Raw genomic sequence first — 20,738 nt, 5'->3', positions numbered from 1 at the left:
TTGCCGCTGCGTCGCGCTGCCTCAGTCTCGCGCAGCACAGTTCCCGTCGTCGCCCAGACGGCCTTGATTCGCGGCGATCTGTCCGCCGCCTGTCTGTCAACTTATTCATGTCCGACCTCTCCACTTCGCTCCCGCGCGTGCCGCGCCGTTTCGACATCAACCCGAAACCGTTGGGCATCGCGCTCATCCTGATTGCGCTTGGCGCCATCTATCTCGCGCAAACCGTCAGCGGCCGCCAGGCGGCGCTCTATGTCGTCGGCGCGCTGCTCGGGATGTCGCTGTATCACGCGGCGTTCGGCTTTACGTCCGCGTGGCGGGTTTTCATCGCCGACGGCCGCGGCGCGGGCCTGCGCGCGCAGATGCTGATGCTCGCGCTCGGCGTGCTGCTGTTCTTCCCGGCGCTCGCGGCCGGCTCGCTGTTCGGCACGCCGGTGACCGGGCTGGTCGCGCCGGCCGGCACGTCGGTGCTCGTCGGTGCGTTCATGTTCGGCATCGGCATGCAGCTGGGCGGCGGCTGCGCGTCCGGCACGCTGTATACAGTCGGCGGCGGCAGCACCCGCATGCTCGTCACGCTCGCGGCGTTCATCGTCGGTTCGGTCGTCGCGACCGCGCATATGCCGTTCTGGACCGCGCTGCCGTCGCTGAAACCGCTGTCGATGGTGAAGACGCTCGGCGCCGGCCCGGCCATCGCGCTGAATCTGGTGATCTTTGCCGTGATCGCCGCGCTGACCGTGCTGGTCGAACGACGCCGTCACGGCCGTCTCGTCAACGAGCCGGCGCGCCAGCCGCACGCGTCGCCGTGGCTGCACGGCCCGTGGCCGCTTTTCGTCGGCGCGATCGCACTCGTTCTACTCAACTTCGCGACGCTCGCGTTGTCGGGCCGGCCGTGGGGCGTCACCTCGGCGTTCGCGCTGTGGGGCGCGAAGATCTTCGCCGCGCTCGGCGTCGACGTCGCCAACTGGCCGTATTGGGCCACGCAGGCGAACGCGGGCTCGCTGGCCGCGCCGGTGTCGCACGACGTCACGTCGGTGATGGACTTCGGCATCGTGCTCGGCGCCATGACCGCCGCCGCGCTCGCCGGCCGTTACGCGCCCATCTGGAAGGTGCCGGCGCGCTCGCTGATCGCTGCGGTGGTCGGCGGCCTGATGCTGGGCTACGGCGCCCGTCTCGCGTACGGTTGTAATATCGGCGCCTATTTCAGCGGCATCGTGTCAGGCAGCTTGCACGGCTGGCTCTGGCTCGTCGCAGCCTTCGCCGGCAATGTGCTCGGCACGCGTCTGCGCCCGCTCTTCGGCCTCGAAGTCGAACGTATCCGTTCGACCGGTTGCTAAGCCTTACCGCGGCCGACCCGGCCGTTACAACTGCAGTCTCCGGCCCCGGTTTGTAACCGGGGCCGCATCCTCCCGTTACACCTTCGATCCGTCCCCCACCACCCTCGTCAAGTCAGTATTTATTACTGCTTATTGGGCGTCTTTTCCTTTCATTTCTAATTCAAAACAAATTTACGGCGCATAAGAGTAACGCCACTCCTTTGCTCAGACAATTATTCTAAACGCCCGTATTGAAAAGGTTTTTAAGGATTAGAGGGCAATCTCGACCGGTCAGAAATGCTGCCGAAAGCGTTCATTACAGCCCCATGAAAAACTTACCGAAAAGTGATGCATTTTTTTGAGACATTTTTGCGACAAGGGATTGATTTCTGGTTTTACCCTTCATACAATTCGTCCCAAGCTGTTACGAAATGTAACGCGATGTATCAAAAGTTCGCTGTCTGTATCAGACGGCAACATGTAGCCGGGGGGCTGCGTTTCCGGTGAGGCACAAAAGACATAAGGCGAAAAGCCGACATTAGTAATTCGGGGCTTCGGAAACAGAGAAAATGGACCGTAGCAGCGAGACGCTGGATTCAATCCGCGAGATCAACTTGTCTTACATCATGCTCGCGCAACGTATGTTGCGTGAGGACAAACCGGTCGGCATGTTCCGGCTAGGACTGTCGTCGGAACTGGCCGATCTGCTTGCCGGGCTGTCGCTCGCGCAGATCGTCAAGCTGGCCTCTTCCGATCAGCTGTTGTGCTTCTTCCGCTTCAACGACCACTCGATGTTGTCGGCGTTGACGCAAACCGCGAAGCACGCCGCAGTCGCACCGACCCATACGGCGATCCTGCTGGCAGGCCAGCCCGCCGAGCAATTTGCCTGATCGAGGTAACTGCAATGCTCAAGCGAAGCCTGACCGAAGACGCCCAGGAAGTATTTCGCGCGATCGCGCTGATCGAGCTCGGTGCCCGCATGCAGGTGCTCGAAAGCGAACTGACGCTCTCGCGCGACCGCATGATCCGCCTGTATCGCGAGGTCAAGGGCGTGTCGCCGCCCAAGGGCATGCTGCCGTTTTCGGCGGACTGGTACATGACATGGCTCGCGAACATTCACGCTTCGCTGTTCTACAACACGTATCTGTTCCTGAAGAACGAGGCGCGCTGCTCGCATCTGGATGCGCTGACCAAGGGTTATCGGCTGTATCTGGAGCATTGCCAGCACAGCGAAACCGAACCGGTGCTCGATCTGACGCGCGCATGGACGCTCGTGCGCTTCTTCGACGCCGACATCCTGCAACTGACCAAATGCTGCCGCTGCACCGGCAAGTTCGTCGCGCACAAGCACGATCTGCAACATAACGTCGTGTGCGGCGCCTGCCAGCCGCCGTCGCGGGCCGGCAAGACCAAGAAGGCAGCAGCAGCGCGTCAGGAAGCGCTCGGAGCAGCGCAGGTCGCGCAAGCCGCCTGAACGAACAGATTCGCCCGACGCGCGACGGGCCCAACCCGATTCGAAACCGAAGCCAATCAAAAGCCCCGGTTGCTATCAGCCGGGGCTTCTTTTATGTGCGCCGGCGTGCCGCGCATAAAAAAATCCGCGCGGCCTGTGAACTGCACCACGCGGATTTTTGCCTTCCGAACTGCGCCTACCGTCCTGCTACACCGGTACATCGGGTAGGCAGCGCACCTGGTCACACGCCCGATCGCACGCCGCATCGAGCACGCCGCTTACCGCCCAACCGCCCGACTCAAGCCAGCCCCACCGTCTGCGCGACCAGCCACAGATTCGCCGCGCTGATCGCGACGAACAGCGTCCACGCGAGCAGCCGCGTGGTCAGCGTATTCGCGAATTCACCCATCAGCGCGCGGTCGTTGGTCATGCGGATCAGCGGATAAAGCGCGAACGGCAATTGCAGACTCAGCACGACCTGACTCGCGACCAGCAATTGGCCGACCGCGCCGTTGCCGAGCATCTGCACGCCGATCAGCGCCGGAATCAGCGCCAGCGCGCGCGTGATGAAGCGCCGCTGCCAGCACGGAATCTTCATCTTCAGGAAGCCTTCCATGATGACCTGCCCCGCGACCGTGCCGGTGAAAGTCGAACTCTGTCCCGACGCGAGCAGCGTGATCGCGAACAGGACCGCAGCGAAGCCGGTGCCGACGATCGGCGCGAGCAGCCGGTAAGCGTCCTCGATCTGCGTGACCTCGTGGTGGCCGGTCGCATGAAACGCGGCGGCGGCGAGAATCAGGATCGCCATGTTGATCAGCGCGGCGAGCACGAGCGACGCGATCGTGTCGATGCGCGACAGCCCGATCGCCGAACGCAGGCTCGCCGGATCGCGCTTGACCGCGCGGGTCTGCACGATCGACGAATGCAGATACAGGTTATGCGGCATCACCGTCGCGCCCAGAATGCCGATCGCCAGATACATCGGCTCGCGCGAGCTCAGCGCCTGCCACGACGGCACCAGCCCCTGCGCGACCGACGGCCAGTGCGGCTTCACGAGCGCGAGCTCGATGATGTAACCAACGCCGATCGTCGCGATCAGCCCGAGCATGATCGCTTCGAGGTCGCGGAAATTTTTGCCCTTCAGGCCGAGCACGATCAGCGTGTCGAACGCGGTTAGCAGCACGCCGGTGGTCAGCGAGCAGTTGAACAGCAGGTGGAATGCGAGCGCGCCGCCGAGCACCTCGGCCAGATCGCAGGCGATGATCGACAGCTCCGCGAGCAGCCATTGCACACGCGCGACGTTCGGTGAATAGCGCGCGCTCGACAGTTGCGCGAGATCGCGTCCGGTCACGATGCCGAGCCGCATGCTCAGGCATTGCAGCGCCATCGCCGCGAGGCTCGACAGCAGTACCACGAACAGCAGGCTGTAGCCGTAGCGCGAACCGGCTTCGATTGCAGTGGCCCAGTTGCCCGGGTCCATATAGCCGATCGAAATCAGCAGACCAGGCCCTGCGAATTGCAGGATCTTCTTCCAGAACGGTGCGCCTGGCGTGACAGCGACCGAGCCCTGGACCTCGGACGGGCAGAACGGCGCGGTGGCGGTGGCCGGTAGTTTGAACTGCAAGCCGGGAATCTCTCGGGGGGAAATCGACACGACGCCGGGACGGGCGTCGCGAGCCGCCTCAAGTGTACAAAGAAACTTCCGGCAATGTCCCGCAAAGCGCGTAGCGGCCGACGTCGCGCACGCGATAGTCGAGCGGGTCGTGCAGCGTGTGCACGCGCGCGTTGCGCCAGAAGCGATCGAGCGCGAGCGGCGCGTGAGTCGCGCGGGCGCCGCAGGCGTCGAACAGCTTTTCGCCGAGGTCGAGTGCCGCGCGATGCGCGACGATCTTCGCTTCCGAGGTCGCGAGCGCGACGCGTGCGCGGGTTTCCGCATCGAGCGACGGGCCTTGCTGCCATGCGTCGTCGAGTGCGTGGGCGGCGCGCGTGGCTAGCGCTTCGGCGGCGACGGTCTGCAGATGCATCTCGCCGAAACGCTGGATCAGATAGGGATCGTCGGTGGCCCTGGCGACACCGGAACTGAGCCACGGCCGGCCGTGCTCGTTCACATAGGCGCGCGCTTCTTCGAGCGCGCCCTGCGCAAGACCGACGAACAGATTGGTCAGCACCAGTTGCGAGATCAGCGTGCGCAGACTGGCATACGGCGTGTCGGGCCGTTCGAGCAGTTCGTGCGGCTCGATCCGCACGCGCGTGAACGATACGCTGCCGCTGTCGGTCTGGCGCTGGCCGATCGGATTCCAGTCGTCATGGACGGCGATGCCGTCGCGCGTGGTCGGCACGGCGGCGAACACGGTTTTGCCGGTGGCCGCGTCGTGCGCGGAGACGGTCATCATCTGCGAGCCGCGCGTGCCGGAGCAGAAGCCTTTCTGGCCGTCGAGCAGATAGCCGCCGTCCGGCGTCGCGGTGGCGACGAGTCGCGTGTCGAGCGGATTCACCGCGTTGCCCCACCACCAGCGCTGCTCGACGGTGCCGCGCAGATAACGCTCACGTTGGCGCGGGTTGCCCCACAGATCGATGCTCACCACCTGCAGGCACGTGAAGCCGAGCAGATGCGCGAGCGCACTGTCGACGCGTGCCAGTTCGCGCACGACCTCATAGATCGCGGACCAGCGCGCGCCCGCGCCGCCGAATTCGCGCGGCACCGCGAGCGTCAGCAGCCCCGCGTCGGCGATCCATTGTTTTTCCTGGGCGGCGTGGCCGCCGTCGCGATCGCGTTGCGCGGCGTTCGCGCGCAACGCGGCGAGCAATGCCGCCAGGTCACGTGTCGGTTGCGCCTGCTGCGTTGGCTGCGTTGGCTGCTGTTCGCGAATCTGCTCGATGCCGTCATGCACGAAAGTCACTGGCCTGCCCTGATGTCGTTGGCTTGATCCGGACGATCATAGAGAGGCGTGCGAATGGGGTCTACGAAGCGATTCGCACAAGGAAAGCGCGAAAAACGATTTGCACGGGATGGCCACGCAAAAACGCCGGGCGGCGCTTGCGCGCGGCCCGGCGTCGATATGGTACTTGCCGGTGGGTGGCGAAATTCAGCCGCCGGGGCGAATGCTTAGCGCTTCGCCATCTGCTGCTGAGCCGCCAAAGCCGAAGCTGAAGCCGATGCGGTGCTGGTCGCCATAGCGCCGGAAGCCGTCGGCTGTGAAGTGACAGCGGTAGCCACAGCCGTGCCGGAAGTACCGGAAGCCTCGGCCGGCCCCGAAGTCGCACCGACAGCCGCACCACCCTCCGCCCTCACCTCACCCCAACCACCACCCAACGCACGAATCAGATTCACGGTCGCCACCGCCTGCGTGCCCGCCAGATGGCTCGCCTGCAATTGCGACAGCAGCACCTGCCGCTCGCCGTCGATCACGTCGAGATAGCTGACCGCGCCCTCGGTGTACTGCGTGCGCGACAGATGCGCGGCCCGTTGCGAAGCGTCGACCGCGTTGTTCTGCTCGCGCATCTGATCGTCGAGCAGACGCAGATCGGCGAGATTGTCCTCGACCTCGCGGAACGCGACCAGCACCTGCTGACGATACTGCGCGACGTCCTCGTCATACTTCGAGCGCGCCTGCGCGAGGTTGGCCTTGCGACGACCGCCGTCGAACAGCGGCAAGGTCAGCGCGGTGCCCGCGAACGGACCGAGGATGAACGCGCGGCTCGACCACATGAACAGATCGCCGAGCGTCGCCGATTCGAAACCGAACGCACCGGTGATGTCGAGCTTCGGGAAGAACGCCGACTTCGCGAGACCGACGCGCGCATTGGCCGCCTGCATCGCCCGCTCGGCCGCCGCAATATCGGGCCGCCGTTCGAGCAGCGCCGACGGCAAACCGGCCGGCACGCGTACCGTCATCGGCGCGAGCGGCGCCTCCGCAAACGAGAAATCCGCCGGCGGCTTGCCGAGCAGAATCGCGAGACTATGCTCCGACGCCGCCCGTTGCCGCGCAACGCCGACCGCATCCGCACGCGCACTCGCGAGTTCGTTGCGGGCCCGCGAAAGATCCAGCTCGCTGATATCGCCTTCCCTGAAGCGACGTTCGACGAGTTTCAGCGTGTCCTCGCGCAACGCGACGGTGCGGCGGTACAGATCCTGATCGGTATCGAGCTCGCGCAGCTGGAAGTAGTTCTGCGCGACGTCGGCCTGCAACGACAACTGCACCGAGCGGAACAGCGCCTCGCTCTGCTGCTCGTCCGCGCGCGACGCGTTCACGTTCGAACCGACGCGCCCGAACAGATCCGCCTCATACGACGCGCCAACCTGCGCGCGCCAGATCGTGCCGGTCGTGCCGCCCGCGCTATCCGGCTGGAATTGCGAGGCCGCCGACGCACGCTCGCGGGTCGGACCGAAGCCCGCGTCGAGCTTCGGGAACCAGTCGGACTTCGCGGCCTGGGTAACCGCGCGAGCCTGCTGCACCCGCGCCGCCGCGGCTTTCAGATCCTGGTTCGCGGCAGCGGCCTCGTCTTCGAGCGCATCGAGTTGCGAGTCGCCGAAAACTTTCCACCACGCGCCGCGCAGCGCGTCGTCGTTCGGTTCGGCGGACTTCCACGTGCCGGTTTGCTGCGCCGTCGCCGCCGTGACGCCCGGCGCTTCCTTGAACGCCGCCGGCGTATCGACGTCGGGTCGCTTATAGGTCGGCTCCACCGAGCACGCGGCGAGCAACGCCATCAGCAAGGCACTCGTGGCCGCCCGGCCCCAGCCGCGCATCGATACGAAGCCGGAGATCAAGCGAAATTCATCGCGTTTCATTGTTGTTTTCTCCTTCACGCATCCGTGACCGCTGCGCCATAACGCGGCGAGTCCTTCTGCGCGACGTGAATCGTGCCGCCCGCAAGCGTTCGCAGCACCACATAGAACACCGGCGTGAGCATCAGGCCGAACAGCGTGACGCCGAGCATGCCGAAGAACACCGCGATACCCATCGCGTGACGCATCTCCGAGCCCGCGCCACTCGACAGCACCAGCGGCACCACGCCCATGATGAATGCGATCGACGTCATCAGAATCGGCCGCAGACGCAGACGGCTCGCCTCGATCGCGGCCTGCAGCGGCGAGCGTCCGTCGTGTTCGAGTTCGCGTGCGAATTCGACGATCAGGATCGCGTTTTTCGCCGACAGCCCCACCAGCACCATCAAGCCGATCTGCGTGAAGATGTTGTTGTCGCCGCCGGTCAGCCACACGCCGGTCAGCGCGGACAGCACGCTCATCGGCACGATCAGGATCACCGCGAGCGGCAGCGTCAGGCTTTCATACAACGCGGCGAGCACGAGGAACACCAGCAGCACGCTGATCGGGAACACCCACATGCCCGCATTGCCGGCCAGAATCTGCTGATACGTGAGGTCGGTCCATTCGAGCTTCACGCCGCGCGGCAGCACTTCGGCGGCGACGCGTTCGGCCGCGGCCTGCGCCTGCCCCGACGAGAAGCCCGGCGCCGGACCGCCGTTGATGTCGGCCGCCGTGTAGCCGTTGTAGCGCACCACCATCTCCGGTCCATAGGTCGGCGTCACCGTGACGAGCGACGACAACGGCACCATGTCGCCCGCCGCATTACGCGTCTTCAGTTGCAGGATGTCGTCGGCGCGTTGACGGAACGGCGCATCCGCCTGCACCCGCACCTGGTACACGCGGCCGAAACGGTTGAAGTCGTTCACGTACAGCGAGCCCAGATAGATCTGCATCGTGTCGAACACGTCGGTGACGGGCACGCCGAGCTGCTTCGCCTTCACGCGATCCAGATCGACGTTCAGTTGCGGCACGTTGATCTGATAGCTCGAGAACGTCGGCCCGAGTTCAGGCGTTTGCGCGGCGCGCTTCACGAACGCTTCGGCAGCCTTGTTGAGTTCCGCGTAGCCGAGCGCGCCGTGATCCTCCAGCTGCATCTTGAAGCCGCCGAGCGTGCCGAGCCCGAGCACCGGAGGCGGCGGAAACACCGCGACGAACGAATCCTTGATCGCGCCGTACTGCTGGTTCAGCGCGCCGGCAATCGCGCCCGCCGAGAGTTTTTTGCTGCCACGTTCCTTGAACGGCTTCAGCGTGACGAACACGATGCCCGCACTCGAACTGTTGGTGAAGCCGTTCACCGACAAACCGGGGAACGCCACCGCGCTTTCGACGCCCGGCTGCTTCAGCGCGATCGCACTCATCTCGCGAATCACCTTCTCGGTGCGATCGAGCGACGCGCCGTTCGGCAATTGCGTGAACGCAATCAGATACTCCTTGTCCTGCGCGGGCACGAAGCCGCCGGGCACGATGCGCGCCATCAATACCGTTGCGCCGACCAGAATCGCGTACACCGCGAGCATCGCGCCCTTGCGACGCAATACGCCGGTCACGCCGCGACCATAGGCTTCCGAGCCGCGATGAAAGACCTTGTTGAAGCGCTTGAAAAAGCCGCCGAGCACACGGTTCATCACGCGCGTCAGCCAGTCTTCCTTCTCGCCGTGACTGCGCAACAGCAGCGCGGACAAGGCCGGCGACAGCGTCAGCGAATTGAACGCCGAGATCACCGTCGAGATCGCGATGGTCATCGCGAACTGCTTGTAGAACTGACCGGTGAGACCCGTCATGAACGCGAGCGGCACGAACACCGCGACCAGCGTCAGCGCGATCGCGATGATCGGCCCGCTCACTTCGCGCATCGCCTTGTAGGTTGCATCGCGCGCACTGAGCCCGCTTTCGATGTTGCGCTCGACGTTCTCCACCACGACGATCGCATCGTCGACGACGATACCGATCGCCAGCACCATGCCGAACAACGACAACGCGTTGATCGAGAAACCGAACGCCAGCAGCAGCGAGAACGTGCCGACGATCGACACCGGCACCGCGATCAACGGAATGATCGACGCGCGCCACGTCTGCAGGAACACGATCACGACGATCACGACCAGCGCGATCGCTTCGAGCAGCGTGTGAATCACCGCCTCGATGCTCGACCGCACGAATTGAGTCGGGTCGTACACGATCCGATATTCGACGCCGGCCGGCATGTCGACGGCCAGCTCCTTCATCGCCGCGCGCACCTGCTCGGAGATCGCGAGCGAGTTCGCGCCCGGCGCCTGATTGATTGCGAGCGCGACGGCCGGCTTGTTGTCGAGCAACGAACGCAGGCCGTATTCCGACGCCGCGAGTTCGATCCGCGCGATGTCGCGCAGATACGTGACGCCGCCATCCGGCGCGGTCTTCACGATGATGTCGCCGAATTCGCTCTCGGTCTTCAAACGGCCGCGCGCATTCACCGACAACTGCAACTGCGTGCCCGGCACCGACGGCGATGCGCCTATCACGCCGGCCGCCACCTGGATGTTCTGCTCGCGAATCGCGTTGACGACTTCAGTCGCGGTAAGGCCGCGCTGCGCGACTTTCTGCGGATCGAGCCAGATCCGCATCGCGTAGTCGCCCGAGCCCCACAACTGCACTTCGCCGACGCCCTGAATCCGCGCGAGCCGATCCTTCACGTTCAGCAGCGCGTAATTGCGCAGATACGTCATGTCGTAGCGATCGTTCGGCGAGATCAGGTGCACGACCATCGTCAGCGTCGGCGAACTCTTGATCGTCGTGACGCCGAGTCGCTGCACGTCTTCCGGCAGACGCGGCAACGCCTGGTTCACGCGGTTCTGCACGAGTTGCGTCGCGAGATCGGGGTTGGTGCCGAGCTTGAACGTGACGGTGAGCGTCAGATTGCCGTCGCTATTCGCCTGCGACTGCATGTACAGCATGTTCTCGACGCCATTGATCTGCTCTTCGAGCGGCGCCGCGACCGCTTCGGCGATCACCTTCGGATTCGCGCCCGGATACTGCGCGTGCACCACGACCGACGGCGGCACCACTTCCGGGTACTCGGAAATGGGCAGCTTGAACAGCGAGATGATGCCCCCGAGCAGGATCAATACCGACAGCACGCCTGCAAAGATCGGGCGATCGATGAAGAATTTGGATATGTTCATGGGAAGCTCTTGAGGTTGGAGCAGGCGCTACGGCTCACGAGTTGCTGTTCGCATTCGCCGCGGCTTTCGCGCGCGACTGCGCGAGCGGCGCGCTGTTCGGGTCCTGGTCGGTTGTCATCGGCACCATGTGCGCGCGCACCGCATCGCCAGGACGCACACGCTGAACGCCATTGACGACGATGCGGTCGCCCGGCTTCAGGCCTTCCTTGACGACACGCAGATTGCCTTGCATCGAACCGGTCGTGATCTCGCGATAGACGACGTGATTGCCCTGATCGACCACCAGCACGAACTTCTTGTCCTGGTCGGTGCCGACCGCGGCATCGTCGATCAGCAGCGCCGGATGCGGCGCGCTGCCGCCTACCTTGACGCGTGCATAGAGGCCTGGAATCAGCGCGCCGTCGTCGTTGTCGAACTTCGCGCGCACGCGGATCGTGCCCGACGAGGTATCGAGACGGTTGTCGACCGACTCGATCGTGCCGCTGCGCGAGTAGCCGCTTTCATCGGCGAGACCGAGTTGCACCGGCACCTTGCCGCCGTCCTTCGCGCGGCTCAGGTATTGCAGGTAGGTCTGTTCGTCGGCATCGAACGACGCGTAGATCGGCGACACCGACACCAGCGTGGTCAACGGCACCGCGCTCGCGCCCGCCGACACTACGTTGCCCACCGTGATTTCCGCGCGCGACACGCGGCCCGCCACCGGCGCGACGATCTTCGTGTAGCCGAGATTGATCTTCGCGGTTTCGAGCGCGGCTTGCGCGGCCTTCAGGTTCGCGCTGGCCTCGCGCGCGGCGTTCTGCTTCTCGTCGTAGTCGCGTTTGGCGATCGCGTTGTCGACGATCAGCCGTTGCGCGCGTTCCCAGTCGCTTTGCGTGTAACCGGTGCGCGCCTGCGCGGCCGCGAGCTGCGCTTCGGCGCGATCGACCTCGGCCGCATACGGACGCGGATCGATCACGAACAGCGTGTCGCCCTTCTTCACGAGCGCGCCGTCCTTGAAGTTCACCGACACGATCGTGCCCGGCACCTGCGAACGCACATCCACTTTTTCGACCGCTTCGAGACGGCCCGAATAGCTCTGCCAGTCGGTGATGGTCTTCTGGATCACGGTCGCGACGTCGACCTCCGGCACGATGGTCGGCGCGGCCGGCGAACTCGCATCCACGCGAATCGCGCCGAACGTGCCGAGTCCGGCGAGTACGAGGACGGCCAGCGCGGCGATCGTCACGCGGCGGCGGGAAAGAGGAAGGATAGTCATGTGTAGCTCCCGGTATCGTTGATTGAATTTCTGTTTATCGATGAGCGCGCGCGTCGAAGCGCCACTGGAAAAAACGCACCGCCTCCTGCAGCGCCGGTGGATGGTCGGCGAGCGCCGCGTGCGACACGCTCGGAAAGCGCACCACCTGGGTCTGCACGCCCGCGTCGATCAGGTTGCTCGCGTATTTCTCCGCTTCCACGTGCAGCACGTCGTTCTGCGCGGTCGCGATCAGCGTGGCCGGCAGGCCCGCGAGCCGGCACGATTCGAGCGGCGCCGCGTACGGATGCAGACGCTGCGACGCTTGTGGCAGATACGCGCGATAGCACGCCGCGCATTCGCGCGCGGTGATGTCGGAGCCGAGCCGCTGTTCGTCGCCGAGCCGCGTGAGGCTCGGATCGAGCATCGGCCCGAACAGCGCCTGCGCGACAATCTGCACGTCGCCGCGATCGCGGGCGATAAACGCCAGACAGTTGGCCAACTGGCCGCCCGCGTCATGTCCGGCGACGCCGATTTTTCTGCTATTGCCGCCAAATGCACGAGCGCGCGTCTGTACCCACAGCGCCGCGCGATGCGCGTCTTCCGGCGCGGCCGGAAACGGAAAGCGCGGCGCGAGCGAATACCCGACCGACACCACCAGCGCCGGTAAGTGTTCCGCGAAATAACGCGCGGCGAAGTCGGCCTGGTCTATCGAGCCCTTCGTAAAGCCGCCGCCGTGGAAATAAAGCAATACCGGCAGTGCGGTTTTCTTCACGAGCCGGTACACCCGTAAGGTAATTTCCTGTGCGTGCCCATCGATCCGCACGTCGGTCACTTCGAGTGCCGTGCCATCGGCGTCCGCGGCTTCGGTGCCGGCGGGAACGAACGGGTACGGCGATTTGAATGCATCCATGTCGAGCCGCGCAAATGCGCATAGAACTTCAATGGTGCGAATTGTGGGTTCGGCAGAGTCGCAAATAAATGCCTATAATCCGGCAACACAATTCGGTGCCTCTGAACAATCCGCCGCGATCGTGCTTGCAGCCTGGCTTGCAACCGCGTTTTTCGATTGCGCTCGCGATTGTTCCCGCGGACTCCATTCCCGCTGACGCACCCGCCCCTTCTGGAGGTTTGCAATGGACCGGCTTCAGGCCATGCAAGTGTTCACCCGTGTCGTCGACACCAACAGCTTTACCCGCGCGGCGGAAACGCTCGACCTGCCGCGCGCGTCCGTCACGACGATTATTCAGAACCTCGAAGCGTTTCTCGGCACGCGGCTGATGCACCGGACCACCCGGCGTCTGTCGCTGACGCCCGATGGCGCCGCGTATTACGAACGCTGCGTGCGCATCCTCGCGGACGTCGAAGAGACCGAGGCAAGTTTTCAGAGCGGCAACAAGAAGCCGCACGGCAAGCTGCGCATCGACATGCCGGGCTCACTCGGCCGTCTGATCGTGATTCCGTCGCTGTGCGAATTCCACACGCGCTATCCGGACATCGATCTGCAACTTGGGCTGAGCGATCGTCCCGTGGATCTGCTGCAGGAAGGTGTCGATTGCGTGGTGCGGGTCGGTGCGTTGCAGGATTCGTCGCTGGTCGCGCGCCGCATCGGGCTGTTCGAAGGCGTGACCTGCGCGGCGCCGGAGTACATCAAGCACGCGGGCATGCCCGCGTCGCTCGACGATCTCGACAATCACAAAGCGGTCAATTACTTCTCGAGCCGCACGGGACGCACGATCGACTGGGCGTTCATGGTCGACGGCAAAGAAATCGAAGTGAAGATGAAGAGCATCGTGTCGGTCAACGACGCCGATGCCTACGTGACCTGCGGACTCGAAGGCTTCGGCCTGATTCAGCCGGCGCTCTTCATGGTGCTGCCGCATCTGCGCTCGGGCCAACTCGTCGAAGTTCTGCCCGAGTTGAAGCCGCTGCCGATGCCGATTTCGGTCGTCTATCCGCACAGCCGTCACCTGTCGCCGAAAGTCCGGGTTTTCGTAGACTGGATCGCCGAACTGTTCGACCGTTGCCCATTGCTGAGCGGCCGCTGCAGTCTCGACGCAACCTGCACGAAGCGCACGTTCGAGGAGCGCGAGTCCGCGCCGAAGCTCGACACGCCGGTGATGTCCGAGTGGGTCGCCTGAGTGAAGTGCATCGGCGCCGCTGCGAGAGAATGCCGGTACGCAAACTGAAACACTCAATTCCAGCCGCGGCGCCAATGCCGCGGCTGGGATTCGAGAGCCTCACGTAGTAAGTCCCTTCGTAAGCCCCTTCGGTAAGCCCTTCCCGCGATTGTTCTGGAATCGCGACAATTCATTTCGCAAAAGCGGCATTTATCCGCACGACGCCCGCCTCTACATTTCACCCTGTCGCAGCACCACCCGTGCTGCCAATGAATCGACAGGAGTGAATCATGAAACGCAATCTGTTGGCAGGCCTCGCTCTTTCGCTGCTCGTTAGCGCACCGGCATTTGCGGAAGGCGGCGGCGGCATTGGCCGCGCCGGCACCTACAACACGCAACCGGCGGCAAGTGCAAGCACGAAGACGCGCGCCGAAGTCAAGGCGGAACTCGTCGCCGCGTATCGCGACGGTTCGCTGCCCGCGCTCAATCGCACCTCGTATCCGGACAAAGGTCTGATCGGTCAGACGCAAGCCGAGCGAATCGCGTTGCAGGAAGGCACGAACGGTGAAGTGACGCGCGTCGCAAAAGGCCAGTAACGAATCGATCATGCGAAACCATCAACCGGCGTGCTTGCCTGAATGATCAGGTTTCCATAAGAAATCCCGATTGCAAATCAGGCCACGCAGTTCTTTATCAAGGAGCACATCATGAGCCCATCTGAACTCGACAACTGGGATACCGACACGCCCGTGTGGACACCGTATCGTCCTGTGCAGCATTAAGCGTCTCTCGATGGCGGCGTTCGCCGTCATGCGCCCGGTCGCCATGTCCGGGTCAAACTGGTTTTCGACTTCGAGCACATCGCTGTTCCAGTCGCCAATGATGACGGTGAGCGACTGCGCAAGCTGACCTTGCGCGGTCGTCAGCCCCAAGGTTGACACCACCGCCGAACACCGCATTGATATCAGCGTGCATGCTCGCGAGCATCGCCGATTCGGCAGGCGCGACTGGCCCCTGATCCGTGAACTGAATCGAAAGAACGTCGGTCTGCCTAGCGAAGCCAGCAATAGCAAACTTGTGACAGGTCGCGACGCATCGAACTCGTCTGAATTGCGGCTCGATGTCAGCCCATATGCGTACTGAATCGTTAATCTCCTGCTGTTCTTTTTTACCGTGAGTAACGAGAAGTCGCATGAAAAAATTATTCCCCGTACTTGTCTTAAGTCTGACTGCGTCGATGAGCCCTGTGTATGCCAACACGCTCGCGCCGACAACCACAGGAAGCTTGTTCTCGGGCCCCTACGTGGGCTTCAAATTTGGTGCAAACGTATCCAGTGCATCGGGAGCGATCAATAAGCCTTCGCACACCACGATCTTCCCAGGATTCACCGCAGGCTATGGCGTTGATATCGGATCCGTTATGCTCGGCGCCGAAGCTTTCGTCGACCTGCATGATGGCTCTGCGACGTACAAGGATGGCGGTCTCGATGCAAAGCTCGGCGTGCCGTTCGGCAAAATCATGCCCTACGCACGTGTGGGTTTCACTGCTGACTGGCCCTCTACGCGTCCGCACTGGGGACTCGGCGTGGAATATGCCGCGACAAAAAATTTGGGCGTGACGGCCGAATGGACTGGTGACCACGCGAACGCGAAAGACACTCGCTGGAACAACAACAGCTTCACAGTCGGCGTCCATTACTACTTCCGCTGATCGCTCTCCTTCTGTCACGGCCTTCGCCGTCATGCGCCCGCGGCTCCATTCCGCGGGCGTAGTGTTATTGAAAGCCAATGGCGCGTTCGCCGACGCGCTTACCGGTGTTTCCCTATAATCCAAAGCTCTATTCGCGCAGCGTGTTTGTGTACTTCACCACTGGAGCACCACGATGGATTATGTGAAACTCGGCCGCACCGGTCTCGATGTATCGCGTCTTTGTCTCGGCTGCATGAGCTACGGCGTGCCCTCTCGCGGCACCCACCCCTGGTCGCTCGACGACGAAGCCGCGCGCCCATTCATCAAGCAGGCGCTCGATCACGGCATCAATTTCTTCGATACCGCCAACGTCTATTCCGACGGCACCAGCGAGGAAATCGTCGGTCGCGCGCTGAAGGACTTTGCGAAGCGCGACGAAATCGTGCTGGCCACCAAGGTCAATAGCCGCATGCATCCGGGCCCGAACGGTGCCGGTTTGTCGCGCAAGGCGATCATGGCCGAAATCGACCACAGCTTGCGCCGTCTCGGCACCGACTACGTGGACCTGTACCAGATCCATCGCTGGGATTACGGCACGCCGATCGAAGAAACGATGGAAGCGCTGCACGATGTCGTAAAAGCCGGCAAGGCGCGCTATATCGGCGCATCGTCGATGTACGCATGGCAGTTTGCGAAAGCGCTGCATGTCGCCGAACGCAACGGCTGGACGCGCTTCGTGACGATGCAGAACTACGTGAACCTGTTGTATCGAGAGGAAGAACGCGAAATGCTGCCGCTGTGCGAAAGCGAAGGTATCGGCGTGATTCCGTGGAGCCCACTTGCACGCGGACGCCTGACGCGCGACTGGGACACCGAAAGCGCGCGTTCGGAAACCGATGAATTCGGCCGCACGCTGTACGCGCATACGCAGGATGCGGATCGGCAGATCGTCGAGCGCGTCAGCGAGATCGCGAAAGAACGCGGTGTGCCGCGCGCGCAGGTTGCGCTTGCCTGGGTGTTGCAGAAGAAGCCGATTACCGCGCCGATCGTCGGCGCGACCAAGCTGCATCATCTCGACGATGCGGTTGCGGCTTTGTCGTTAAAGCTCAGCGACGAAGAAATTCGGCGACTGGAAGAGTTGTATGTGCCGCATGCGGTGACGGGATTCAAATAACCGCTTCGATACGCACTGGAATCCGGTGCGTCTGATCAGAACAGGCGGAATGGCTCGTGATTCGATTCGACGCGCGCTATTTCGCCTGATTTCATTTCCGCGCCGCTCAACGCCGCTCAACCCTTCTCAGTCGAAGCGCTCACGGTCCCCTTTCCCGCGCGCGCTCCCGTTCGGCCTCCGTTGGAAACAGCTTCACTCGCAACGTCTGAAGCTGCGTGTTGCGTTGAGCCGCGTTGAGATTCGCATCGCGAATCAGCGTCTGAGCGTCGTGCTGGTAGCTTGCATAACGCTCGGCCCAATGCTGTCCTTCGCGCCTCAATTCGCTGAAACTCGTCGCCGCTTTCTGGAGAATGCTGAGTTGGTACTGGATGTGCCGCGCTTCATCGTTAGGGTTCTGCCAGTGCGGCACCGGATAGCGCGTCTGTTGATCGGACGCGGTGGCACCCTGCTCATCGGCTGCGCGTTGCCGCCATTCGCCGATCGCCTGCGTCAATTGCGAATCGTCGTTCTGATACCACGCCTGCACGACCTGCTCGCCTAACAGCCGTTGCCGCAACTGATCGCGCTGCTGGCGCCATGTAACAATGCGATTGATGTCGACGTTCGCGGCATTCAGGTTGCGGGCATCCAGGTTCTGTGCGGCAAGTAGATCGTCGTGTGCTTTCATATAGGCCGCGTAATGCTCGACAATCTGTACGGCCTCTTCGGAGGCGGGAGGACGAAGACGCGTCCGTAGATATAGCTTCAGTTGATCCGTGCGATCGTCGTCCGATTGTTCGAGCAGAAAGAATTCGATCAGATCGCGCAAGCCGTCGTTGACGATCAGGTGATGACTATCCGTCATCGCGAGCCCATTGGCGAGACCCGCATTGCCCGGCCAGATGTGCAGCGACGTATCGGCGTCGGCGGCAAGCGTGTGACCCGGCGCGGAACTCGCCGCGTTGCCTGCGCTATCCGGAGCGACGATAGTCGCGCTTGCCGTTACCGGCGCCGCGTGCCGGAAACACACTACGCCGATCGACAAACCCACGATCGCCGCGCCGGCCACGCCAAGCAACGTCGACCATTTGTGCGGCCTCTTCATCGCCATGGTCCCGCGCTCGGGCTGCATGTGTTTGTGCTCAGAAAATTTGCTCGACAGACTTGATGGAACGATGCGGAAAAGCCGATGATCCGCCTTTCCGCATCGCGATCCGCCGCGTGATGCCGGCGTTAGAACGAACAACTCGGCACGCTGCCGCTCAGCGTGAAACTCGACGTGGTCACGCCGGTGCCGGACGGCGTGACGTTCGAGTTATACAAGCCGACGTTCGCATACTGGTCGCCGCTTTGCGCGGTCGCATCGAGGCTCACGTTAGCCAGATACGCGTTCACCGGATAGCTCGCACTGCGTCCGTCGATCTTCGTATAAGCACCCGACACCGACGCCGTCGAATACGCGCCATTGACGATGATGTTGGACAAGGTGGGACTGCCGCTGCCGCTACAACTGCTGTAATTCGTGTCGAGCACGATCAGATGCTTCGCGTTGGTGATACAGGTATTGACGTAGCTGACCTGCTCCACCGTCAGCGAACACGGATCGGCCTTCACGTTGATCGCGTTCGCGTCCGTCGACGCCGTGCCGCTCAGATCGTTGCCATACACGTAGTTGTTCTTGAACAGGATGTTGGACACGGTGTTCTTCGCGAGGCTGCCGACCGACAGGCCATGCGTGCCATGCAGCTTCGTACTCGACACGGTGACGTTCGAAATATTGCCGGAGTTGGTCTTGATCGCGACGCCATCGTCACCGGCTTCGATATCCGAATTGGTGACCGTCGCATTGGTCAGACTGTCGATGTCGATACCGTCGGCATTCGCGCGCGTGGCCGGCGTGCGAATCGACACGTTCCATGCGGTAAAGCCGCTGCCGCCTTCGACGTACAGATTCGGATGGGCCGCCTGAGCGAGCGTGACGTTATAGACGATGAAGTTCGTGATGTTGCTCGCCTGCACGAGCCGCGGCGTGCCGCTGATGATGTCGCCGCGACCGTCGACGGTGCCTGGCCCCATCAGCGACGCATTCGTGCCAGAGAACGACAGCAGGTTCGCATTGCTCGAATAGCTATTGTTGCCATACAACGTGACGCCCGAGTTCACGACGATGCCGGCACCGCTGATCGTCAGACTACCGGTATAGAACGCATTGTTCGATCCCGACGAAGCCAGCACCACGCTGCCGCCCGTGCCCGCGCAACTGGTCAACGCGGATTGCAGGCGGCTCGTGTCGTCGGTGCTGGGTGGCGATGCACGTTGCGAACTCGAGAACTGCGCGGTAAGCGTCGTGCAGACGGTAGGATAGCTGGGTTGCGTCACCGTCCGGCTATCGCCGGTCGCCAGGGTTTGCGCGTAAGCGGTGCTAGCAAGCAGACAGGAACCAGTAAGCAGTACGGAAGAAAATGCGCGGCCGATTTTTTTCATCGAAAGCTCCGATGTGACGCACGTCATTATGGGGATTTGATATGTGATCTGGATAAGTGGCCTGACTAATAAGAAGTCGTATGACCACTTCCCGGACGAATACTAGGTTCCGGGCTCGAGCCTGTCAAGGCAGGACTGATCGATCTGGAGCGCGCACGATGCACGACGCAATACGCGGTTTTGACGCGCCATTCGGCGCATGGGCAACTCGCATGCAAGGGGCATGGCGAGAAGAAAAGACACGCGGCAGGGTTCTATCTACCCTGCCCGTCGTGAATGGAAAATTGCTTTAATTACGCGGCACGTCAGGCTCGAAAAACACCCAGCGCACTTGCGGAAACGTCGCCTGCAGATCGGCTTCGATTACGTTGATCGCATCCACCATCGCGCGGCCGCTCGCGTAGTCGATCATCTCCGCCTGCACGGCCACGACTACGTGACGCCCCCATTGCAGCGTAATCATGTTGATGATGCTGCGAATCTCGGGACGCGCACGCAGATGCGCGTCGATCGCGCTGCGCACTTCCGGGCTCGCCGATTCGCCGACGATCATCGACTTCACTTCGCGCGCGACGAGCCACGCGATCACCATCAGCAACAGTCCCACGCCGATGGAACCGAGCGCATCGTAGACGGGATTGCCGGTGATCATCGTCAGCAGCACCGCGACGAATGCGATCGCGAGACCGAATAGCGCGGCGATATCCTCGCCGGCCACGACCAGCAGATCGGATTCGCGCGTCTCGCGAAACCAGCGCCACAGACTCTTGTCCGGATAGGTCTTGCGGATTTCCTTGAGCGCGCCCCACAACGATAACGATTCGAGCACGACCGACACGCCCAGCACCGTCAACGCAACGAACGCATACTGCAGCGGCTCGCGCGCAATCACGCGATGCACACCCTCGTAAACCGAGAACGCGCCGCCAACAAAGAACAGTAGCAACGCAACCAGCAGCGAATAGAAATTGATTTCGCGGCCGCTGCCCATCGGATGCAACGGACTGACCGGCTTGCGCGCCTCGCGCAGACCGAATAGCAGCAACAGTTGATTGCCGCAGTCGGCGGTCGAGTGAATCGCTTCGGCGAACATCGCGCCGGAGCCGGTGAACGTCGCCGCGGCGAACTTGCAGATGGCGATGCCGAGGTTCGCGGCGAGTGCGTAGAAAATGGCTTTCGGCGATTCTTCTTTCATCTTTGGGAGCGTGTCCGTCAATACACTGGGCGTTGCCGGCCGGCAAAAAAGCCGGCAAAAGAATCGGCAAGACTCCGTATTATGGACGACAACGACACGCGTGGCCGCCAACT

At 62.8% G+C, this 20,738-nt stretch carries 17 protein-coding genes; 7 read left to right on the top strand and 10 right to left on the bottom strand.

What is annotated here, in order from left to right; translation table 11 throughout:
* Positions 1–107: 107 nt before the first annotated feature.
* From HHL14_RS17515 to flhC, 3 genes are all read left to right on the top strand, one after another.
* Complete coding sequence (locus tag HHL14_RS17515) at positions 108–1,331, top strand: YeeE/YedE family protein (protein WP_169498885.1); 1,224 nt, start codon at positions 108–110, stop codon at positions 1,329–1,331.
* Positions 1,332–1,879: 548 nt separating this feature from the next.
* Complete coding sequence (flhD, locus tag HHL14_RS17510; RefSeq protein ID WP_169498884.1) at positions 1,880–2,200, top strand: flagellar transcriptional regulator FlhD; 321 nt, start codon at positions 1,880–1,882, stop codon at positions 2,198–2,200.
* A gap of 14 nt (positions 2,201–2,214) precedes the next feature.
* Complete coding sequence (flhC, locus tag HHL14_RS17505; protein WP_129957099.1) at positions 2,215–2,784, top strand: flagellar transcriptional regulator FlhC; 570 nt, start codon at positions 2,215–2,217, stop codon at positions 2,782–2,784.
* A 277-nt stretch (positions 2,785–3,061) separates the two neighbouring features.
* Here the strand turns inward: flhC and HHL14_RS17500 are convergent, their stop codons facing one another.
* From HHL14_RS17500 to HHL14_RS17475, 6 genes are all read right to left on the bottom strand, one after another.
* A complete protein-coding gene (locus HHL14_RS17500) occupies positions 3,062–4,387 on the bottom strand; it encodes an Nramp family divalent metal transporter (protein WP_169498883.1) in 1,326 nt (441 codons plus the stop codon).
* Between the two features lie 58 nt (positions 4,388–4,445).
* On the bottom strand, positions 4,446–5,633 hold the full coding sequence (locus HHL14_RS17495) for an acyl-CoA dehydrogenase family protein (RefSeq protein ID WP_329601688.1): 1,188 nt from the start codon (positions 5,631–5,633) through the stop codon (positions 4,446–4,448).
* A gap of 236 nt (positions 5,634–5,869) precedes the next feature.
* Positions 5,870–7,552 carry an efflux transporter outer membrane subunit gene (locus tag HHL14_RS17490; protein WP_169498881.1) on the bottom strand — a complete coding sequence of 561 codons (1,683 nt, stop codon included), beginning with the start codon at positions 7,550–7,552 and terminating at the stop codon, positions 5,870–5,872.
* Positions 7,553–7,566: 14 nt separating this feature from the next.
* Entirely contained in the window at positions 7,567–10,752 is a 3,186-nt protein-coding gene (locus HHL14_RS17485) for an efflux RND transporter permease subunit (RefSeq protein WP_169498880.1), read from the bottom strand.
* Positions 10,753–10,786: 34 nt separating this feature from the next.
* A complete protein-coding gene (locus HHL14_RS17480; protein WP_169498879.1) occupies positions 10,787–12,007 on the bottom strand; it encodes an efflux RND transporter periplasmic adaptor subunit in 1,221 nt (406 codons plus the stop codon).
* A 34-nt stretch (positions 12,008–12,041) separates the two neighbouring features.
* Positions 12,042–12,896, bottom strand: a complete 855-nt coding sequence (locus HHL14_RS17475) for an alpha/beta hydrolase (protein ID WP_169498878.1) — start codon at positions 12,894–12,896, stop codon at positions 12,042–12,044.
* 223 nt (positions 12,897–13,119) lie between these two features.
* Between HHL14_RS17475 and HHL14_RS17470 the strand changes: the two genes are divergently transcribed.
* Both HHL14_RS17470 and HHL14_RS17465 read left to right on the top strand, forming a co-directional pair.
* Positions 13,120–14,124: a LysR family transcriptional regulator gene (locus tag HHL14_RS17470; RefSeq protein WP_169498877.1), complete on the top strand. Its 1,005-nt coding sequence runs from the start codon at positions 13,120–13,122 to the stop codon at positions 14,122–14,124.
* 269 nt (positions 14,125–14,393) lie between these two features.
* Positions 14,394–14,699, top strand: a complete 306-nt coding sequence (locus tag HHL14_RS17465) for a DUF4148 domain-containing protein (RefSeq protein WP_169498876.1) — start codon at positions 14,394–14,396, stop codon at positions 14,697–14,699.
* Positions 14,700–14,720: 21 nt separating this feature from the next.
* Here the strand turns inward: HHL14_RS17465 and HHL14_RS17460 are convergent, their stop codons facing one another.
* Positions 14,721–15,035: a hypothetical protein gene (locus HHL14_RS17460; RefSeq protein ID WP_169498875.1), complete on the bottom strand. Its 315-nt coding sequence runs from the start codon at positions 15,033–15,035 to the stop codon at positions 14,721–14,723.
* Positions 15,036–15,295: 260 nt separating this feature from the next.
* Between HHL14_RS17460 and HHL14_RS17455 the strand changes: the two genes are divergently transcribed.
* Together HHL14_RS17455 and HHL14_RS17450 are read left to right on the top strand one after the other, a co-directional pair.
* Entirely contained in the window at positions 15,296–15,814 is a 519-nt protein-coding gene (locus tag HHL14_RS17455; RefSeq protein ID WP_169498874.1) for an outer membrane beta-barrel protein, read from the top strand.
* Between the two features lie 172 nt (positions 15,815–15,986).
* Positions 15,987–16,967, top strand: coding sequence for an aldo/keto reductase (locus tag HHL14_RS17450; protein ID WP_169498873.1), 981 nt, complete (start codon positions 15,987–15,989; stop codon positions 16,965–16,967).
* 139 nt (positions 16,968–17,106) lie between these two features.
* Here the strand turns inward: HHL14_RS17450 and HHL14_RS32855 are convergent, their stop codons facing one another.
* From HHL14_RS32855 to HHL14_RS17435, 3 genes are all read right to left on the bottom strand, one after another.
* Positions 17,107–18,051, bottom strand: a complete 945-nt coding sequence (locus HHL14_RS32855) for a hypothetical protein (RefSeq protein WP_206002381.1) — start codon at positions 18,049–18,051, stop codon at positions 17,107–17,109.
* A gap of 128 nt (positions 18,052–18,179) precedes the next feature.
* Positions 18,180–19,430 carry a glycosyl hydrolase family 28 protein gene (locus tag HHL14_RS17440; protein WP_169498872.1) on the bottom strand — a complete coding sequence of 417 codons (1,251 nt, stop codon included), beginning with the start codon at positions 19,428–19,430 and terminating at the stop codon, positions 18,180–18,182.
* A 289-nt stretch (positions 19,431–19,719) separates the two neighbouring features.
* Entirely contained in the window at positions 19,720–20,625 is a 906-nt protein-coding gene (locus HHL14_RS17435; protein WP_169498871.1) for a cation diffusion facilitator family transporter, read from the bottom strand.
* Between the last annotated feature and the right edge of the window lie 113 nt (positions 20,626–20,738).

The sequence above is a fragment of the Paraburkholderia antibiotica genome, assembly GCF_012927125.1.
In the GTDB taxonomy this organism is placed as follows: Bacteria; Pseudomonadota; Gammaproteobacteria; order Burkholderiales; family Burkholderiaceae; genus Paraburkholderia; species Paraburkholderia antibiotica.
The sequence above is the reverse complement of the archived record's forward strand: the minus strand, read 5'-3'. Positions and strand labels throughout refer to the sequence as shown.

Excerpts from the sequence above, each read along its gene's own strand:
- HHL14_RS17515 (WP_169498885.1), top strand. The coding sequence starts at position 108 with ATGTCCGACCTCTCCACTTCGCTCCCGCGCGTGCCGCGCCGTTTCGAC.
- flhD (WP_169498884.1), top strand. The coding sequence starts at position 1,880 with ATGGACCGTAGCAGCGAGACGCTGGATTCAATCCGCGAGATCAACTTG.
- flhC (WP_129957099.1), top strand. The coding sequence starts at position 2,215 with ATGCTCAAGCGAAGCCTGACCGAAGACGCCCAGGAAGTATTTCGCGCG.
- HHL14_RS17490 (WP_169498881.1), bottom strand. The coding sequence starts at position 7,552 with ATGAAACGCGATGAATTTCGCTTGATCTCCGGCTTCGTATCGATGCGC.
- HHL14_RS17485 (WP_169498880.1), bottom strand. The coding sequence starts at position 10,752 with ATGAACATATCCAAATTCTTCATCGATCGCCCGATCTTTGCAGGCGTG.
- HHL14_RS17480 (WP_169498879.1), bottom strand. The coding sequence starts at position 12,007 with ATGACTATCCTTCCTCTTTCCCGCCGCCGCGTGACGATCGCCGCGCTG.
- HHL14_RS17475 (WP_169498878.1), bottom strand. The coding sequence starts at position 12,896 with ATGGATGCATTCAAATCGCCGTACCCGTTCGTTCCCGCCGGCACCGAA.
- HHL14_RS17470 (WP_169498877.1), top strand. The coding sequence starts at position 13,120 with ATGGACCGGCTTCAGGCCATGCAAGTGTTCACCCGTGTCGTCGACACC.
- HHL14_RS17465 (WP_169498876.1), top strand. The coding sequence starts at position 14,394 with ATGAAACGCAATCTGTTGGCAGGCCTCGCTCTTTCGCTGCTCGTTAGC.
- HHL14_RS17455 (WP_169498874.1), top strand. The coding sequence starts at position 15,296 with ATGAAAAAATTATTCCCCGTACTTGTCTTAAGTCTGACTGCGTCGATG.
- HHL14_RS17450 (WP_169498873.1), top strand. The coding sequence starts at position 15,987 with ATGGATTATGTGAAACTCGGCCGCACCGGTCTCGATGTATCGCGTCTT.
- HHL14_RS32855 (WP_206002381.1), bottom strand. The coding sequence starts at position 18,051 with ATGAAGAGGCCGCACAAATGGTCGACGTTGCTTGGCGTGGCCGGCGCG.
- HHL14_RS17440 (WP_169498872.1), bottom strand. The coding sequence starts at position 19,430 with ATGAAAAAAATCGGCCGCGCATTTTCTTCCGTACTGCTTACTGGTTCC.
- HHL14_RS17435 (WP_169498871.1), bottom strand. The coding sequence starts at position 20,625 with ATGAAAGAAGAATCGCCGAAAGCCATTTTCTACGCACTCGCCGCGAAC.